Source organism: Paenibacillus dendritiformis (genome assembly GCF_015845845.1).
Classification (GTDB): domain Bacteria; phylum Bacillota; class Bacilli; order Paenibacillales; family Paenibacillaceae; genus Paenibacillus_B; species Paenibacillus_B dendritiformis_C.
In genome coordinates, this window is the sequence record NZ_LDIG01000112.1 from 23,892 (window position 1) to 41,171 (window position 17,280).

A 17,280-nucleotide genomic window follows, 5' to 3' on the forward strand; every position below is an offset into this window, starting at 1 on the left:
GCGTGATATCAATAAGGAGTCAGACAGAGATCGGTCTCGCTGCCGCAGGATTCGCCTTCTCGAATCCTGCGGCAGCCTACCATGTCAATCTTCAGGAGGCAGCGATGTCAAGTCACGGACGGCTATGGGAAGTATTTTGGACGGCTTTAAAATTAGGGCTCACCTCGTTCGGAGGTCCCGCCGCGCATATCGGTTATTTTCGGGATACGTATGTCGCTAAGCTGCGATGGGTTCGTGATGAGGAGTTCGCGGATATGAACGCCTTGAGCCAGCTTCTGCCCGGCCCTTCGAGCAGCCAATTGGGCATGGCGATAGGGATGAAGCGAGCCGGATGGCTGGGCGGGATTGCGGCTTGGGCCGGATTCACGCTGCCATCGGCTTGTCTCTTGATTTTATTCGCCTTCGGGATCGGCTGGCTGCCAGAGCAGGTTCCCGGCTGGCTGCAGGGGCTGAAGCTGGTGGCGATTCCGGTCATTATTCACGCCTTGCGCGGCATGTCGGCCCAGCTTACGCCGGATCCGCTGCGCAAGACGATTGCGGCGGCCGCGGCCGCGGGGGCAGTAACGATACCTGGCGCCTATGTCCAGATCGCGATAATCGGGCTGTCCGCGGCCGCCGGCTGGCTGCTCCTGCGCAAGCCTCCCCATTCAGAGACGGAGCCTCCGGGAAGGGGGGCAGCGCCGGAAGCGCCGCTGCCGGTTCGCTTCTCGATGGCGATGCTGCTCCTGTTCGGAGCCGGCTGCGTCCTGCTTCCGTGGCTTGCGGGGGCGCTGCCCGGACCGGCTACCAAGCTGGCGGACATGATGTTCCGAACCGGCTCGCTCGTGTTCGGGGGCGGTCATGTGATGCTTCCGCTGTTGGCGGAGGAGTTGAGCGGGGGAGGCATCATGGGAGAGTCCGCCTTGCTGGCAGGATATGGAGCTGCGCAGGCCGTTCCCGGCCCGCTGTTCACCTTCGCGGGCTTTGTCGGCGCGTCGCTGGCGCCGGGATGGCTAGGTACGGTCTATGGCATCGTGGGGCTCGTCTTCATCTTCCTGCCGGGATATTTGCTTATCGCTGCGGCGCTGCCCTTCGCCGAGCGGCTGCGGACCTGGAGCGGGATAAGAGCCGCCCTTGGCGGGATCAATGCCGCCGTGGTCGGGCTTCTGCTGGCTGCGCTGTATCAGCCGGTATGGACGACTTCCGTGCAGGGGCCCGCCCACTTTGTCATTGTTCTGATCGGCTCCCTGCTGCTGATGGCATGGAAGCTCCCGCCTTGGTCGGTCGTGCTCGTCTCGGCCTTATGCGGCGCGGTATTGCTATAAGCGTGCCATAAACGAAAAGCAAGGGAAGGCAGCGGCCTGATTTTCCAGACCGGCTGCCGTCCCTGTGTCGGCTTGCGAAGGGACGGTTATCTCCTTTGGCAGAGAGAGACGTCACGACGGGACCCGGGTGGCTCCCGCTTAGTCGCGGCTGCAGATGACGAGCAGATAACCGTCCCGAATCGTGATGGTTCCTTCCTCCTCGGCGAATTGGTTGCTTATCGCGAGCGATTGCCCGATATGCAGCGTGGCATCTGTTAGAGGATAAGCGAAGCCTTTGAGCGTAATGCCGGTGACCGTCATGCTGAGCGGGAGCAGCGATATATAAGGGTAGGGCTGCCGGGGGAGAGTCAACTTGGAATTGGTGAGCCGGATAATATTGTGACCATCGATAATTTGGCATGGTATGCCCTGGTCTAGTCCGACCCGCAGCAGATGGATATTGCCGAGCGTATGATCCAGTCTGGTGCCGGTTGCGCCCAGCAGCGTAATCTGGGCGGGTTTCCACGCGATTGCCGTATGGAAGGCCAGTTCGGTATCGGTATAATCTTTGTCGATTGCGTCGAAATTTAGATAATGTTTGCTGCAGCTTCGTATCCGGTCCCGTTCGTCCTCTGTGACGGAATCGAAATCCCCGATCGCCACGTCCGGACAGATTCCATGATTGGCCAAAGTCAATGCGCCCCGATCTGCGCCGATCACGACATCCGCCTCATTACATACGGAGAGCAGGGAGGCATAGAGGATCCCGCCGGCGCAAATAACGACATGCCGAGGGTGGGGAACAGGGGGAGCTATGTACATGGTTATCCTTCCTTTATAAGACTTTCCAGCGCTGAAAGTCCCGAATGATAGATAATGTGTGCGTTCTAAGTATATCCGATTGTCGCCGTGAGACCAATCCCTAACGGACTTCCTGGAACCCGGGCTTGTTATTTGTTGTCGAGATAGGTATATTTACAGGTGAAGAGCCCTAACCCAACCGAAGCTGAAAGGAGGTGCACCGCAGTGGTGAACGTATTGTTCGTCTGTCTCGGCAACATTTGCCGTTCACCGATGGCAGAGGCGCTATTTCGACATGAGGTGAAGCGAGCGGGTCTGGAGCACGCGATTGCCGTCGATTCCGCAGGTACGGGAGATTGGCATATCGGCCAGCCGCCTCACCAAGGCACGCGAGCGATACTGGATGAGCGCCGCGTTTCATATGAAGGCATGCTGGGCAGACAAGTAAGACCTGATGATTTCAATGAGTTTACATATATTGTATGCATGGACAGAAGCAATGAACAGAATATATTGGCTTGGGAAGGGGCCGAAGCAAGACAGGCGCAAGTGATGCGCTTTATGACGCTGCTCCCGGAGGAACAGGCTGAAGATGTGCCTGATCCGTACTATACCGGGAATTTTGATGAAGTATACCGGCTGATTCAGGCGGGCTGCGTCCGGCTGCTGGACAAGATCGTTCAGGAGCAGGGTCTGGATCATGGCCAATCGACACAAAAGTAGTGACATACCGTTCTGTATGCCACTACTTTTTTAGGTGTTCTTTTTTAACGATACACGCCAAGGGGGCTATTCGAGGAAAAAGCGGAGCGCATCCGGGATATGCTGCTGCCAGAAGCCCCACTGATGCTGGCCGTCATGCTCGCTGTACTGGATATGGGCGCCTCTGTCCTCCAGAAGCTGCTTCGCCGACCGGTTCAAGGCAACAAAGTCGAACACGCCCCGATCCGTCTTGAAAGCGGTCTCCTGCAATCCGACGATCATGAACAAATGCAGCCAGGACAGGTCCGACTCTCGGGCAATCAACTCCTGCGAATAGGGATAGTACGCACCCGACAGCGAGATGACCTGACGGAAGCGTTCCGGATGGCGAAGCGCCAGATGTAGGGAGACCGTTCCGCCCAGCGAGTCGCCCGCCAAGACGGTCTCGGTCCAATCGGTCCGTACCGGATAATGCTGCTCGATGAAGGGAACAATTTCTTCGACGAACGCACGGGTATATGATTCAAAACGTTCTCCGTCCGGGGAATATTCAGATGTACGTATTTTTTTGTCCACGTCTACGCCGACGATAATGAAAGGCTCCATGTCCTCTTCAATAATGAGTTTGTTCGCATAGGTCGCGATGCGGCCGAAGTTGAAGAAATCTTCGCCATCCTGACAGTAGACGACCGGATAGCTCAGCATCTCCTGGTAGCCTGGCGGCAGGTACACGCGAACATGGCGATCGGCGCTCAGCAGGCTGCTTGGGATGACATGCTTGTGGATCGTGCGTTTGAGAATGGATGAATCGGACATCGTTAACACCGCCTTGTGCAAAATTTAGCTTTTATTGGTGAATAATAGCTCTGATTGGCCAAAATGTACGAATAGAAATACAGCGATCCGCTCGCTGAGGAAATAGACGTCACGTCCCTAAGGCAAAGGACCGCCTTGTGCTTGAGTTCACAATTTTGTAACAGTCTGTTATAGTGAAAAATAAGACCTGTTATAACAACACCATAACAAAATGTTCACTTTTTTCGCGTTTTCTTTTGACCAATTGAGTAAAACAGGTGTATAATCATTCTATAACAGCTAAACAAAATCTTCAAACTTTTATTGAGGTGAAAACAATGAGCAAGTATCCATTTGAAGTTCAGACGGAAGATGTTCAGCCATTGTCCGTCTTGTCTCCAGAAGGAGAAATCGTGAACCCGGATCTTATGCCGGAGCTTACCGACGAACAATTGAAGGAAATCATGTACCGCATGGTGTTCACGCGGACATGGGACGAGCGTGCCATCAACTTGGGCCGCCAAGGCCGCCTCGGCTTCTATGCGCCGGTATCCGGTCAGGAAGCTTCCATGGTAGGCAGCGTGTACCCGCTTGAGAAGGAAGACTTCGTTGTGCCGGCGTACCGCGACATGCCGCAAATCGTATGGCATGGATTGCCATTGTACCAAGCATTCCTCTATTCCCGCGGACATCAGCATGGCGGACAAATTCCGGAAGGCGTCAACGTATTGATGCCGCAAATCATCATCGGCGCGCAAATCCTGCACGCGATGGGGATTGCAAAAGGCTTCAAGCTGAAAAAACAACCGAACGTAGCGATTACTTACACCGGCGACGGCGGATCTTCCGAGGGCGACTTCTATGAAGGCCTTAACTTCGCTGGCGCATACAACCTGCCGGTTATTTTCTTCGTACAGAATAACGGTTATGCAATTACGACGCCGTTCACGAAGCAAACGGCAGCGAAATCGATCGCTCATAAAGCGGTAGCCGCAGGCATTCACGGCATGCAGGTTGACGGCATGGACGTGCTCGCGGTAATCAAGGCAGTTCAAATCGCGGCAGAACGCGGACGCAAGGGAGAAGGCGCAACGCTGATCGAGTCGCTGACTTACCGCTTCCGTCCTCACTCCATGGCTGACGACACAACCAAATACCGCACGAAAGACGAAGAAGCGGAATGGGCAATCAAAGATCCGATCGTACGCTTCGGCAAGTATTTGGAGAAAAAGGGCCTGTGGACAGAAGAAGATACAGCCCGCGTAAAAGACGAAGCGAAAGCGAAAGTGAACGAAGAAATCAAGCGTGCGGAAAAAACGGAAAAAATGACGGTTGCCGGTCTGATCGACAGCATGTTCGAGACGACACCGAAATATTTGGAAGAGCAAAAAGCCGATTTTCAATAAATAGCAGAACGACATTGAACCGGATAAGCAGACAAGACATCCGGATATCGATAGAAGTCAGTAGCGCATGACCATGCGAACCAGACCGAATCAGGCAGTGTGATAACGTAAGGAGGATACGATGCAATGGCACAAATGAATATGAAAGAAGCAATTCGCGACGCAATGCGCGTAGAATTGAAGCGGGATCCGAACGTGTTGGTATTTGGGGAAGACGTCGGCCATGTCGGCGGCGTGTTCCGTGCAACGGAAGGTCTGCAAAAAGAGTTTGGCGACGAGCGTGTCTTCGATACGCCGCTGGCAGAGTCCGCAATCGGCGGGATGGCTGTCGGTCTCGGCATCCAAGGCTTCCGCCCTATCGCGGAAATTCAGTTCGTCGGCTTCATCTATGAAGCTCTTGACCAAATCTGCGTTCAAGCGGCGCGCATGCGCTACCGCTCCGGCGGACGCTACAACGCGCCAATCGTATTCCGTACGCCGTTCGGCGGCGGGGTAAAAGCGGCTGAACTGCATACGGACTCGCTGGAAGGCTTGCTCGTGCAAACACCTGGCATTAAAGTGGTCATTCCTTCGAATCCATATGATGCGAAAGGATTGCTTATCTCCGCGATTCGCGACAACGACCCTGTATTCTTCATGGAACACTTGAATCTCTACCATGCTTATCGCGAAGAGGTGCCTGAAGAAGATTACACGGTTCCGCTCGGCGAAGCGAAGGTTGTCCGCGAAGGCAAGGACGTTACGATCATCGCTTACGGCTTGATGGTTCATACGGCGATGAAAGCGGCGGCTGAACTGGAGAAGGAAGGCATTCAAGCGGAAGTCATCGACCTGCGTACGCTGATTCCGTTGGATATCGATACAATCGTAGCTTCGATCAAGAAGACGAACCGCGCCATCGTCGTTCAAGAGGCGCAAAAAACTTCCGGCGTCGCTGCAGAGGTCATTGCCCAAATCAATGAAAAGGCGATTCTTCATCTGGAAGCGCCAGTGCTGCGCGTAACCGGTCCGGACACGGTATATCCGTTTGCCCAAATCGAGGACACTTGGCTGCCAACACCGGCCCGCATCGTAGCTGGCGTCAAAAAAGTATTGGACTTCTAAGTTAGAACCGAACAGATTTGAAGGAGGTTGTTCTTGTGGCTAAATTTGAATATCGCTTCCCAGAGCTGGGGGAAGGGCTGCATGAAGGCGAAATTATTAAAATGCACATCAAACCGGGTGACAAAGTCACCGATGACGACATCATCATGGAAGTACAGAACGATAAAGCCGTCGTTGAAGTGCCTTGTCCGGTAAACGGTACGGTGCTGGAAGTGCTGGCGAAGGATGGCCAAGTATGCCATATGGGCGAAGTCGTGGCTATCATCGACGCAGAAGGGGATATTCCGGAACAAGCGGAGCCGGCCGAAGAGGCGAAAGAAGAACCTGCAGCAGCACCTGCAGCGGAAGCTCCAAAAGCGGAAGGCACGGCTGCGGCGCCTAACCACGAAGTGCTGGCTACGCCAAGCGTGCGCAAGCTGGCGCGCGAATTGGGCGTGAACATCGGCGAAGTGCCTCCAACCGGCAAAAACGGCAAAGTTACGCGCGAAGATGTGGAAGCATTCGCCAACGGCGGAGCGCCTGCCGCGAAGGCAGAAGCGCCACAAGCCGCTGCCGAAGCGAAAGCAGCGCCTGCCGCTCCAGCAGCTACCGGCCGCGAAGCCGAAGAAGAGCGCGTGCCGTTCAAGGGCATCCGCAAAGCCATCTCTAATGCGATGGTCAAATCGGCTTACACGGCGCCGCATGTTACGATCATGGACGAAGTGGACGTTACGGAGCTGGTTGCATTCCGTACCCGCTTGAAGCCGATGATGGAGAAGAAAGGCACGAAAGTAACCTACCTTCCGTTCATCGTCAAAGCGCTCGTTGCGGCTTGCCGTCAATTCCCGGCCATGAACGCGATGATCGACGAAGCGAACAACGAGATCGTGTACAAAAAGTACTACAACATCGGTATCGCAACCGACACAGACAACGGTCTGATCGTTCCGGTTATCAATGATGCGGATCGCCGCAGCATCTGGATGATCGCCGACAGCATCAAGGATCTGGCTGCCCGCGGACGCGAAGGCAAGCTCGGCCCGAACGAATTGAAAGGCAGCACGATCACGATTACGAACATCGGATCCGCAGGCGGCATGTTCTTCACTCCAATCATCAACTTCCCGGAAGTTGCGATTTTGGGTACCGGCCGCATTACGGAAAAACCAGTCGTGAAGAACGGCGAAATCGTGGCAGCGCCAGTAATGGCATTGTCTCTCAGCTTCGACCACCGTCTCATCGACGGCGCAACGGCACAAAACTTTATGAACTATATCAAGCAGCTGCTTGCTAATCCAGAGCTGCTTGTCATGGAGGTGTAACCGGACATGGTAGTAGGAGACGCATCTTTGAACATTGATACTCTGGTTATTGGAGCAGGCCCGGGCGGTTATGTGGCAGCGATTCGCGCTGCCCAGCTCGGTCAAAGCGTGCTTATCGTAGATAAATCGGCTGTCGGCGGCGTATGTCTGAACCGCGGCTGTATTCCTTCCAAGGCATTGATCAGCGCAGCGCATCAATATGAAGTGACTCAGCATGCTTCCGCCATCGGCATCACGGCTGAAAATGTAAAAGTCGACTTCAAAAAAGTTCAAGAATTCAAGGGCGGCGTCGTGAAAAAGCTGACCGGCGGGGTTGGCGCGCTGCTGAAAGCTAATAAAGTTCAAGTATTCAACGGCGAGTGCATGTTCATCAACGAAAATGAAGCGCGCGTATTCAACGATCAAGAAGCGCCTCGCTACAAATTCAAGAACTGCATCATCGCAACGGGCTCCCGTCCAATCGAATTGAAGGCATTCCCGTTCGGCGGACGCATTTTGTCCTCGACGGAAGCTCTGGAGCTGCAAGAAATTCCGAAGTCGATGATCGTCATCGGCGGCGGTTACATCGGCGCGGAGCTCGGCCAAATGTACTCCAAGTTCGGCACGAAAGTCACGATTATCGAGGGCGCGGACATGGTGCTGCCAGGCTTCGATAAAGATATGACGCAGCTTGTCGCGAAAAACATGAAGAAATCCAACGTGGAAATCTTCACGGGCGCGAAAGCGGAGAGCGCTACGCAAACCGATAAAGACGTTACCGTCAAATTCACGGTCAAAGGCGAAACCAAAGAAGTTACTGCAGAATACCTGCTCGTAACGGTTGGCCGCCGTCCGAACACCGATGGCGAGCTTGGCCTCGATATGATCGGCGTCAAAATGACCGACCGCGGCCTGGTGGAAGTCGATCACCAAGGACGCACCAGCATTCCTCACATCTTCGCCATTGGCGATATCGTTGCCGGTCCAGCTCTGGCGCATAAAGCTTCTTACGAAGGCAAGGTTGCGGCGGAAGCCATCGCGGGCATGCCTAGCGTTGTCGACTACAAGTGCATCCCGGCCGTATGCTTCACCGATCCGGAGTGCGCAAGCGTAGGCTTGTCTGAAGCGGAAGCGAAGGAAAAAGGCCACAACGTCAAAGCCGGCAAGTTCCCTTATGCGGCCAACGGACGCGCGCTGTCCCTCGGCGGCAACGCGGAAGGCTTCGTCAAGATTGTGGCTGACGCGGAAACCGGCGTCGTGCTCGGTTCCCAAATCGTCGGCGCGGAAGCGTCCAACCTGATCGCGGAAATGGGCTTGGCGGTAGAAATGGCGGCAACGCTGGAAGACCTGGCGCTGACGATCCATGCTCACCCAACGCTTGGCGAAATCGTGATGGAAGCAGCGGAAGTCGTGCTTGGACATCCGATCCATACAGTAGCGAAGTAAGAGTGACGTTTTCATGTTTTAATCATGCAGTACTCCTGCTCCAGGAGCGTTCTGTATTCTTTCTGTTACGGTTCTATTCGATATGAATTTGCTTTTTGCCCTCGCAGCGCGATGCTGCGGGGGATTTTTTTGCGAACTTCTTATAAATATTCACCAATGATCAAGAAATGTGTTTGAACAAAAAAGTAAATCCATATATATGGTTGACTTTTACATATGTATCTCCATATAATGAAGTCAAACAGTTTACATACATCAACCAACATTAAATAGAAAAAAATACCAACTTAATTTGAGTTTCTAACCTTAGTAGCAAAAAAAGCAATTGCCGGAATCTTCATTCGCTTTGACAAGTTCCTCGAACTGAGTACATTTCATATTTGTTGAAGCGATAAAGAACGTTTTACTTCTACTCCTCAGGTCGGCCAAACAAGCACTTCCACGTTTATAACCCCATCTGAATTTTACTTCTCAGAGAACATTTCATGTTAGGATGGCCGAATACAGAACTACTTTTCTTGGCATTTGTATCCTAAAATTGAAAAAAACAAAAGTCCAGTCCAATTTTATTGTTAGTATATGAGAAATGTAAAGTTGTGAAGGCATGATATTTATACAAAAGGACTGGAAAAGACTCAAATTGCCTTCAAGAACATGTATTGAGGAGGTGTTAATATGAAGTATGTAGCTCCAAAGGCTGTTGAAATCAAGTTGCCTGCTGCTTTAGCTGTTGAGTCACTTCCTTATTAAGAATGAGAAAGAGGGAGATATGTGTGATGGTTAAATTCCGTCACACTATCTTTTTATGCTGCAGGAAAGGTGTAAATATGAGTCAAAGCATGAGTAAAAATGAAAATGCATTATGGTCTAGTTCATTATTTCTTGCAATATTAGGCTACTTTCTGGATATAAGTTATTTATATTTTTTGATTTATTGGATTGTATCTTTGCTGTGTGTGGGAAATGCAAAAAGGCTCTATTCCGAAAAATATCATCACATCAGTACCATTGTTAGAAGGTCTCTCTATATTATCCCTTATTTAATACCCGTAATTGGAAATATAAAATTTACATTTTCACTCAGCACTATAATTTGGACTTTACTCGGGTTAATTATAGGTTTTTTGTTTGTTGCCCCCAATATAAGTAATTGGCGGATAGCGTTATCTTATGACTATTTAGTTATGACATGTAGTCAAGGGAAGTTTTATTACATAATGGGTATTTATACTGTGGTAGGAGGAGCAATAGCAGAAGAGCTGTTTTTTAGGTATTTTTTTCTTTCTTTGTTTGAGACGAGTTTCCTCCCAATCATTATTTTAAATATCATACTTAGTTCTTTATTGTTTATGCTCGCCCATCTTGGCACAAAATGGGCCGATGGTTTTAGTAATTTCGACATCGCTGTACAACTCCTTTTTGGGCTAATATCGGCTTTATTGTTTATTTTCTCAGGATCGATAATTCCATCAATAGTGGCTCATTTAACATATAACTCTCCTCAAATCATTCAAAATATAAGAAAATTGTTCATTGTTTCTTTGGAACCCCAAAATTATAACCAGGAGTAAGTCTAAATGGATGACAAAGTAATTGAAGTGAAAAACTTAGTAAGAGATTTTTCTTCAACCCATGGTTTCTTCCTTAAAAGATCCAAAAAAATAATAAGGGCCGTGGATTCAATCTCATTTCATGTAAAAAAAGGTGAAATATTCGGTCTTTTAGGCCCTAATGGTGCTGGAAAAACAACAACAATCAAGATTTTAACGACTTTATTGGCCCCAACATCCGGGGAAGCCAAGGTATTAGGGTTTCATTCGTTTGGTGAAGAGAAGTTTTTAAGGCCGCATATCAATTTTGTATACGGCGGGGAGCGTAATCTTTATTGGAGAATTACCGGAAGAGAAAATCTGGAATATTTTTCGGATCTTTATAAAATCGATAAAAAGACTAGAAATAAAAGAATACCAGCGCTGCTTGAACTCGTTAATCTATCTGACAGGGCGGATGAAAGAGTTGAAACATATTCTAAAGGGATGAAGCAAAGGCTGCAAATTGCAAGGGGGCTAGTAAATGACCCTGATATTTTATTTTTGGATGAACCATCTATAGGCTTAGATCCAGTAGGAGCAAGGGAGTTAAGAGAAATTATCCGGAATTTAGCCGGATTAGGGAAAACAGTTGTGATAACCACACATTACATGTATGAAGCAGACGAATTATGCGATCGCATTGCAATTATTAACAAAGGACGTCTCATAACTCTGGATACTCCGCAGAACTTGAAAAAAACGATGGAATCGTTGGCCGTTATTGAGGTTACTGTGGAAATTCTTTTAAAAGAAAAAATTGAGATTCTTAAAAACATATCTAATGTCTCGCATGTAACGACTAAAGCTTCAGAACAGGCAGAGATAATTGAAATTCAATGTAGAGAACCATATAAAGTTATGGGTGAAATCATTAAGTTGTTCGAAGAAGATAAAATATTAAATATGATCACAAGAGAAACTACTCTAGAAGATGTATATGTTAAATACGTAGGTGGTTGAAGCAATGGTTAAGATTATTCGCGTCATCTTTTCTAGTTTAACAGTGCATATGAAACTATCTTTTGCCCGACCTACCTTTAAATTCATTGTATTGTTGCAACCGATGCTTTATTCTCTTTTGCTTTACTTGATGTTCCGAAATTCTGAAACCATCAACATTGGAGAATACATCATTGTTGGAACAGGTATTTTAAATCTTTGGAGCTCCATAATATTTTCTTCGTCCGGGGATATTGAGAGAGAACGATTTATGGGCACATTAGAATCTCTTTATGTCACCCCCAGCGATTTTCGAGTTATTTTTCTTGGAAAGGTTCTTGGAAATGTAGTGTTAGGATTATCATCAATGCTTATTAGTTACATCTGTATAAATGTTATTTTTCAAGTAAAAGTCTCCATCAATAATGTAGGGCTATTTCTCGTTTCATTTCTATTAACGATAATTTCGTTCACAGCTATATCATTGCTATTGGCGCTTTTATTTACCTTATCAAGGAACTCCAGGATGTTGATGAACTGCATGGAGTACCCCATTTATATTTTATGTGGCATCACATTTCCTGTTTCCTTGTTACCGGAAGCTGTACAATTTCTTTCTGGATTTCTTTCTCCAACATGGGCTGTCAAGACACTTAGAGGAAGCATGGTTGGCATAAATGATTATGAACAATTTTCGATTGACTTGCTAATGTTATTATTACTGACCATATTTTATTTGGTACTCGTCCAAATACTGTTCAAATCAATTGATAGAAATACCAGAATAAAAGGAAACCTGGGAGTTTATTGAGATGGATAATATTTTAGTAAGATTCTTTAGACAATCGGTTCTTTCGTATAAAGCGCTTTTTGGTTTTTTAGATCCGAAAGTTTATTTAACGGTTAAAGTCGTAAACCCAATCATGCAACTCATATTTTTTACTTTATTGGCTAGATTTGCTTACAATGCAAGTGATGTCACACCTTGGGTTATAGGTAATGCTTTTCTGCTCAGTGTTTATAATTCTTTGTTTGGTGTCGGAATGGTCATGGTTAGCGAACGGCATTTTGGAACTTTAAAGCTAGTCATTGCTTCTACGACAAATAACTTTTTGATTTTTATCGGAAGAGCATTTATACATGTTTTTGATGCCTCAATAACCGTACTCATCGGATTAACAATTGGCTTCATCTTCTTTGGATTGGACTTCAGCAATACAAATTTTTTGATGCTAATCCTGTCTATTTTAGTTACGATGTTTTCGTCCATGGGAATGGGCTTGTTTTTGGGTAGTATCGGTCTGGTGGCTCGTGATCTTAATCTTATAATGAATACAATATTTTTTACACTGATGATCTTCACTGGCGCGATAATTCCTATATCCAGTTTGCCTGTTTTACTGTCAGAAGTTCCATATTTTCTTCCTATTACTAGAGGAATTGAGGCCTCAAAACTTATCATAGACGGACAAATAAGTTCAAAAATCGTTGAATTGCTTCTTATCGAGTTTTTTATTGGTTTTTGCTATTTAATTATTGGTTATATTTCGCTGAAGTTGTTCGAAAGGATAGCAAGAAAGTCCGCTTCTTTAGATGTATTTTAAAGGGAGGCACCTATAACTATGCTTGAATTAATTCCAATGTCAAAGAGTCTTCCAAAAGATGAGATTTTAAAAAATATTAAGTATACCAATAACGATTTTGTTTTTGCCAGTGGATCTCTCATACAAGGAATAGGGAACAATAAATCAGATTTAGATTTATTTGTTGTTACTGAAAGTATTGATTCTCTAAAGGGTGAACAAAGTATTGAATATGACAATAATTACTTCATGATTAGTTTTGCTCGAATTGATGGGATTGATTGTGATATCGAATATTGGTCTTTGTACGTTGTTGAAGAATTGCTGGACCAATTGGAATCCATAGATTTTAATGATACGAACAAAAGATCGTTACACCAGCTTAATGTTAGAGGGGGAGATTTTAATAGTATAACATCATTTTTACACCGGTTTATTACGAGTACAGCGATTTACAACCATGATCTATACAATAGCTACAAGAATAAAGTAAATCTGAAGAATTACTATAGACTGATGACAAGGTGGTACGTAAATCTAGTTGATAATGCATATGATGATATAATTGGAAACTTTGAAAAGGGAGAGTATGCAGCTTCTTTAATTATCGCAAAAAATACACTTATCAAGGCGCTTTGCGCATATGTATTTAGTCACAATCATTCTCTCGATAGAGAAAAATGGGCCTACATTAACCTTAAATTCATCGCTGAAAAAAACAGAGAAGCTGCAGACATCATTAATAAATTCAATAAAATATATTTCTTCTGCAATGCACGAAACGAAAACGAGTTAAACAATCTAGTGGAAGACTATATATTTTTTATAAATAGAATTATAAGACTGGCAGGAAATAATATAGGAGGATTGTAAAATGAGCGTTACCTTGTATAAACAAAATATGAACTTCAGATTAAGAAATATTGCGAAGCAAAATGTTCTCTTTGGGAATGGAAAAGCATTCAAAATGAATGAAACTGCTGTACTTATTTGGGAAAATCTTGATGGGAGCACGAGCGTTGATTCAATCATTGATTTGATCGTTGATACATACAAATGTGAAAAAACGCTTGCCATTAAAGATACAAATAGTTTTATATGTTTTCTTCATGGAATTGATGCTATAAAAGAGGTCTAACCCGTTGTTTTTGGAATCGAAAAGCGCCGAATGGGCTGCTTTTTAATATTGCTTAATAAATGTTGGGAGGAATATGATGAAAAGTAAATTTCAAGGATTTTATGATATCCCGCTTTTAGCAAAGTGGAAAGCGATCTTTATCGTATATGGGGTTGATTTCTCAGAGCGAAGTCTTTTTAACAATATACCCAATTTATCTAATTTCAAAACGAAATACTGCATTACTCAACCCGTTGCAATTAAGAAAAGGGTTTTTGATATCTCTGAAGATAAAAGCTTAATCCCCTCAGAAGTGATTATTTCGCACGATAAAGAAGTAAGCTTGGTTAAGTTGCGATACAATCCGGATTCCCCAATCCAATTGATTTATGATGATGGTATTTTTCTCCTGAGAGAAAAGGAGACCGGCTTCGAACCCCCAATTCAGATAAGACTAGTTGAGAAATTGAAATATATGGATAATACCATTTCTATTAGGGATCATTCCTATAAAATGAGTGATTTTATTGAAATAGTAGGAATGGATCGAATATCAATTTTAACTTTTGATGGTTGTTGGAATTGGAACACACACAAACCTTGTACTTTTTGCGATTTACATCCCAAAAGGGAACAATGGCAGTCAGCCAGGCCAACTCTGAATCATTTACCTGATTTTATGGGAGATGCGGAAAAATGGTGGGACAGCAGCAGGGAAGTTTATATTGAAGGAATCAAGAAAACTTTGCAGTTCATCTTGGAGCATGAAAAGATTACGCCTCACAAACACTTAGTTTTTATGGCAGGAAATATGAAACATGACAAACATGTATGGGATTTTACATCGGATATTATTTTCAATATCAATGCAATAATTCCAATTCGTAAATTTGATACATATGTAAATATTTCGCCTCATCATAATGTTAGTCAGCTTGTCCAGATTCAGGAGGCTGGTGTCAAGTGGGTACAATATAATATGGAAGTTGCTGGAGAAGAAGCTTATACAAAGATTTGTCCTGGAAAAATGAAATATTCATTGCTAATTGAAAAATACATGGAAGCAGTGAGTGTCTTTGGTTTTGGTAATATAAGAAGCAACTTTGTATTAGGACTGCAACCCGTTGAATCGCTTATTGAAGGTGTTAGAAATTTAGCCGAATTAGGAGTGGTTCCTGATTATAGTATATTCCAACCGAAACGAGGAACTAAAGCGCAGTATCTTCCCATCCCGTCGCTTCAAGAAATCTTCACATTTAATGAAAGACTTCTGGAGATTTATCAAAGGCATCATTTTACACCAATTTACTGTAACATGAGCAGTCGGTCAAGTATTGTGAACGAAAGCATGAGTGCCTGATGCGAGATTAATTAAGGAAGTGATACAGTTGCAAGGTTTGTTCATTCCAATAGAGGGAATTGATGCAAGTGGGAAATCGACGGCGATTGGGACTGTAGTAGACAGACTACACGCAGAAGGGATCGATGCAATAAAACTCAGCAAAAGAGATTTTCACACTGGTTCAAACTATATTAATAACTTCATGAAACAATTTAAAAAAATTTTTTGGGACTATGATAATAGAGATCCATTGACAGAAATACCTGATGAGGCTTGGCTTTTCATGCATTCCTTATGGCACACGCTGCAAAATAAACATATTATACGACCGCTTAAGAAGCAAGGCAAGGTAATTCTCATGGACGGTTGGTATTATAAAATCTATGCCAGGTTTTTGCTTAAGGAGCAATTTAATAAAATGCTGCTCAATCATATTTTTCGGGAATTGGAACAAGGCGATGTCATATTTTGGTTAGATACAAGTCCGGAAACCTGTTGGTCAAGAAGAAACTCATTCAAAAAACCAGAATTAGGCGAATTTGATGCCTACACAGGTTCTGCATACGACAGATTCATTTCGTTTCAAGGAAAGGTAAGCCAGCAATATAAGCAATTGGCATGTGGAGAGAATTGGATTCACGTAGAGTCGGAGAAGCTGAATGAGTCAGAGGTTGCAGAATTTATTACTGACGAAATAATTAAGCGCTGTCACCAGAATTCGATGATGCCAAGCTAGGGTTATTCCTACCCGCTTTGATTGGTGGTGATATAATGGAAGATGCGCTAGTGGTAAATCTGAGAAGCGAAGCTCATTGTAATCGCACAGTGAGAGGCATAAAAACTAAGAATCTTATCGACGTTCACCATGCTATAGAGAATGGGTGTCGCATACAGGAAATTACGTATGTTTCACGATATCCTGAAGTAATGCTTTGTGATTTAAGCAATCCAGAATTCCCGTTGAATTTATGTGATGCTAATACAATACTGGATTGTTTTGAACTGATTGACAAAAAACTCGATTCATACTTGAAAAATACCCAATTTAAGAGGATATATGGTAAAGAGTTGAACAATGAAATTGCAATCTGTGGCCCAATAAAGTCAGAGTTAGAAAATATGAAGAAATTCATCCTTGATGAAGTGTATCAAAAATTAAATATTGAGAAAAAAAGGCTCAATCTCAAAATCAGTGCTTGACTATCAGCATATCAACCGGTGACGGTTGCATTCGATAAGAATACCTGCTTTATAACGATTGGGATTTCGCATAAAGTAATGGCGACGTTGAAACGCTTTAATGCGATTATGACGGCCTTCTACGGTCGCGTTTGTCCAGCGACATTGATGATAATTCACGATTTCCTCTTTCCAATTTCGCATCGTCCCCAGCGTGCTGCGTACCGTTGCATGGTCGATCTGATCGCCTTGCTCGCACCAACGCTCAAATCCGAGTCGGGCAACAGCATAGCTGGGCGAGCGGTCATACCAAGTTGTGAAGGCTTCTTTCCACTCCCACACGCTGCGCAGAAGCGAAGAATAATTCAGTAGCGTTTCCAGTCGTTTTCTGCTTTCTTCACTCAGCGATTCCGCTGGAGGATTCAGCAAACGATGGTTCGCTTTCAAATACGCTCGCGCTCGCGGCGATAAGGTATGCTGAACCGTTTTTCGAACTTCTTGCACGCTTTCGATTACATAACCGTGGACATGAAAGCGATCTGCGATGCGAATCGCATTCGGGAAACACTCGCTGATCCAGGTATGGTAAGCCTGGGCCAAATCCATGACCACTGCTTTGGGATTCAGCCGAAGGAAGTCGGGATGCGCCTGGGCATAGGCACGCAATTCCTCCAGTTTCCTACCCGGCAGCAGATCCAGCATCGTTTCGCC

At 45.6% G+C, this 17,280-nt stretch carries 18 protein-coding genes; 15 read left to right on the top strand and 3 right to left on the bottom strand.

Annotated elements, in window-relative coordinates:
• Nucleotides 1-104 precede the first annotated feature (104 nt).
• The gene (chrA, locus tag ABD76_RS09505; RefSeq protein ID WP_197256328.1) at nucleotides 105-1,304 is read left to right on the top strand and encodes a chromate efflux transporter; all 1,200 of its coding nucleotides are present in this window, start codon (nucleotides 105-107) and stop codon (nucleotides 1,302-1,304) included.
• Between the two features lie 138 nt (nucleotides 1,305-1,442).
• Here the strand turns inward: chrA and ABD76_RS09510 are convergent, their stop codons facing one another.
• Complete coding sequence (locus tag ABD76_RS09510) at nucleotides 1,443-2,105, bottom strand: thiamine diphosphokinase (RefSeq protein WP_197256330.1); 663 nt, start codon at nucleotides 2,103-2,105, stop codon at nucleotides 1,443-1,445.
• Between the two features lie 204 nt (nucleotides 2,106-2,309).
• On the opposite strand from ABD76_RS09510, the gene ABD76_RS09515 reads away from it, so the two are divergent.
• Nucleotides 2,310-2,807, top strand: coding sequence for an arsenate reductase/protein-tyrosine-phosphatase family protein (locus tag ABD76_RS09515; RefSeq protein ID WP_197256332.1), 498 nt, complete (start codon nucleotides 2,310-2,312; stop codon nucleotides 2,805-2,807).
• A 66-nt stretch (nucleotides 2,808-2,873) separates the two neighbouring features.
• Here the strand turns inward: ABD76_RS09515 and ABD76_RS09520 are convergent, their stop codons facing one another.
• Nucleotides 2,874-3,602, bottom strand: a complete 729-nt coding sequence (locus tag ABD76_RS09520; RefSeq protein WP_197256334.1) for an alpha/beta hydrolase — start codon at nucleotides 3,600-3,602, stop codon at nucleotides 2,874-2,876.
• A 317-nt stretch (nucleotides 3,603-3,919) separates the two neighbouring features.
• On the opposite strand from ABD76_RS09520, the gene pdhA reads away from it, so the two are divergent.
• The 13 genes from pdhA to ABD76_RS09585 all read left to right on the top strand — a co-directional run bounded on the left by pdhA (nucleotide 3,920) and on the right by ABD76_RS09585 (nucleotide 16,590).
• A complete protein-coding gene (gene pdhA, locus ABD76_RS09525) occupies nucleotides 3,920-4,987 on the top strand; it encodes a pyruvate dehydrogenase (acetyl-transferring) E1 component subunit alpha (protein WP_168182900.1) in 1,068 nt (355 codons plus the stop codon).
• A gap of 126 nt (nucleotides 4,988-5,113) precedes the next feature.
• The gene (locus ABD76_RS09530; RefSeq protein WP_197256336.1) at nucleotides 5,114-6,091 is read left to right on the top strand and encodes an alpha-ketoacid dehydrogenase subunit beta; all 978 of its coding nucleotides are present in this window, start codon (nucleotides 5,114-5,116) and stop codon (nucleotides 6,089-6,091) included.
• Nucleotides 6,092-6,126: 35 nt separating this feature from the next.
• Nucleotides 6,127-7,392, top strand: coding sequence for a 2-oxo acid dehydrogenase subunit E2 (locus ABD76_RS09535; RefSeq protein WP_197256338.1), 1,266 nt, complete (start codon nucleotides 6,127-6,129; stop codon nucleotides 7,390-7,392).
• A 6-nt stretch (nucleotides 7,393-7,398) separates the two neighbouring features.
• Nucleotides 7,399-8,817 carry a dihydrolipoyl dehydrogenase gene (lpdA, locus tag ABD76_RS09540; protein WP_197256340.1) on the top strand — a complete coding sequence of 473 codons (1,419 nt, stop codon included), beginning with the start codon at nucleotides 7,399-7,401 and terminating at the stop codon, nucleotides 8,815-8,817.
• Between the two features lie 776 nt (nucleotides 8,818-9,593).
• Complete coding sequence (locus tag ABD76_RS09545) at nucleotides 9,594-10,388, top strand: CPBP family intramembrane glutamic endopeptidase (RefSeq protein WP_197256342.1); 795 nt, start codon at nucleotides 9,594-9,596, stop codon at nucleotides 10,386-10,388.
• A 6-nt stretch (nucleotides 10,389-10,394) separates the two neighbouring features.
• Nucleotides 10,395-11,369 (top strand): ABC transporter ATP-binding protein, encoded by a 975-nt coding sequence (locus ABD76_RS09550; protein WP_197256344.1) that lies wholly within the window; start codon nucleotides 10,395-10,397, stop codon nucleotides 11,367-11,369.
• Between the two features lie 4 nt (nucleotides 11,370-11,373).
• On the top strand, nucleotides 11,374-12,159 hold the full coding sequence (locus ABD76_RS09555) for an ABC transporter permease (RefSeq protein WP_197256347.1): 786 nt from the start codon (nucleotides 11,374-11,376) through the stop codon (nucleotides 12,157-12,159).
• A gap of 1 nt (nucleotide 12,160) precedes the next feature.
• Nucleotides 12,161-12,952 carry an ABC transporter permease gene (locus tag ABD76_RS09560; protein ID WP_197256349.1) on the top strand — a complete coding sequence of 264 codons (792 nt, stop codon included), beginning with the start codon at nucleotides 12,161-12,163 and terminating at the stop codon, nucleotides 12,950-12,952.
• Nucleotides 12,953-12,970: 18 nt separating this feature from the next.
• On the top strand, nucleotides 12,971-13,804 hold the full coding sequence (locus tag ABD76_RS09565; protein WP_197256351.1) for a hypothetical protein: 834 nt from the start codon (nucleotides 12,971-12,973) through the stop codon (nucleotides 13,802-13,804).
• Between the two features lies 1 nt (nucleotide 13,805).
• A complete protein-coding gene (locus ABD76_RS09570) occupies nucleotides 13,806-14,069 on the top strand; it encodes a PqqD family protein (RefSeq protein WP_197256353.1) in 264 nt (87 codons plus the stop codon).
• Nucleotides 14,070-14,145: 76 nt separating this feature from the next.
• Nucleotides 14,146-15,408, top strand: coding sequence for a radical SAM protein (locus ABD76_RS09575; protein WP_197256355.1), 1,263 nt, complete (start codon nucleotides 14,146-14,148; stop codon nucleotides 15,406-15,408).
• Between the two features lie 28 nt (nucleotides 15,409-15,436).
• A complete protein-coding gene (locus ABD76_RS09580; RefSeq protein WP_197256357.1) occupies nucleotides 15,437-16,126 on the top strand; it encodes a dTMP kinase in 690 nt (229 codons plus the stop codon).
• Between the two features lie 35 nt (nucleotides 16,127-16,161).
• A complete protein-coding gene (locus tag ABD76_RS09585; RefSeq protein ID WP_197256360.1) occupies nucleotides 16,162-16,590 on the top strand; it encodes a hypothetical protein in 429 nt (142 codons plus the stop codon).
• Between the two features lie 3 nt (nucleotides 16,591-16,593).
• On the opposite strand, the gene ABD76_RS09590 is transcribed toward ABD76_RS09585, so the two are convergent.
• Nucleotides 16,594-17,280: transposase (locus ABD76_RS09590; RefSeq protein ID WP_197256362.1), on the bottom strand; the 687-nt coding region annotated here is incomplete at its 5' end.

Bases quoted from the DNA above. Each gene is read 5' to 3' on its own strand.
- chrA (WP_197256328.1), top strand. From the start codon at position 105: ATGTCAAGTCACGGACGGCTATGGGAAGTATTTTGGACGGCTTTAAAA.
- ABD76_RS09510 (WP_197256330.1), bottom strand. From the start codon at position 2,105: ATGTACATAGCTCCCCCTGTTCCCCACCCTCGGCATGTCGTTATTTGC.
- ABD76_RS09520 (WP_197256334.1), bottom strand. From the start codon at position 3,602: ATGTCCGATTCATCCATTCTCAAACGCACGATCCACAAGCATGTCATC.
- pdhA (WP_168182900.1), top strand. From the start codon at position 3,920: ATGAGCAAGTATCCATTTGAAGTTCAGACGGAAGATGTTCAGCCATTG.
- ABD76_RS09530 (WP_197256336.1), top strand. From the start codon at position 5,114: ATGGCACAAATGAATATGAAAGAAGCAATTCGCGACGCAATGCGCGTA.
- lpdA (WP_197256340.1), top strand. From the start codon at position 7,399: ATGGTAGTAGGAGACGCATCTTTGAACATTGATACTCTGGTTATTGGA.
- ABD76_RS09545 (WP_197256342.1), top strand. From the start codon at position 9,594: ATGGTTAAATTCCGTCACACTATCTTTTTATGCTGCAGGAAAGGTGTA.
- ABD76_RS09550 (WP_197256344.1), top strand. From the start codon at position 10,395: ATGGATGACAAAGTAATTGAAGTGAAAAACTTAGTAAGAGATTTTTCT.
- ABD76_RS09555 (WP_197256347.1), top strand. From the start codon at position 11,374: ATGGTTAAGATTATTCGCGTCATCTTTTCTAGTTTAACAGTGCATATG.
- ABD76_RS09560 (WP_197256349.1), top strand. From the start codon at position 12,161: ATGGATAATATTTTAGTAAGATTCTTTAGACAATCGGTTCTTTCGTAT.
- ABD76_RS09565 (WP_197256351.1), top strand. From the start codon at position 12,971: ATGCTTGAATTAATTCCAATGTCAAAGAGTCTTCCAAAAGATGAGATT.
- ABD76_RS09570 (WP_197256353.1), top strand. From the start codon at position 13,806: ATGAGCGTTACCTTGTATAAACAAAATATGAACTTCAGATTAAGAAAT.
- ABD76_RS09575 (WP_197256355.1), top strand. From the start codon at position 14,146: ATGAAAAGTAAATTTCAAGGATTTTATGATATCCCGCTTTTAGCAAAG.
- ABD76_RS09585 (WP_197256360.1), top strand. From the start codon at position 16,162: ATGGAAGATGCGCTAGTGGTAAATCTGAGAAGCGAAGCTCATTGTAAT.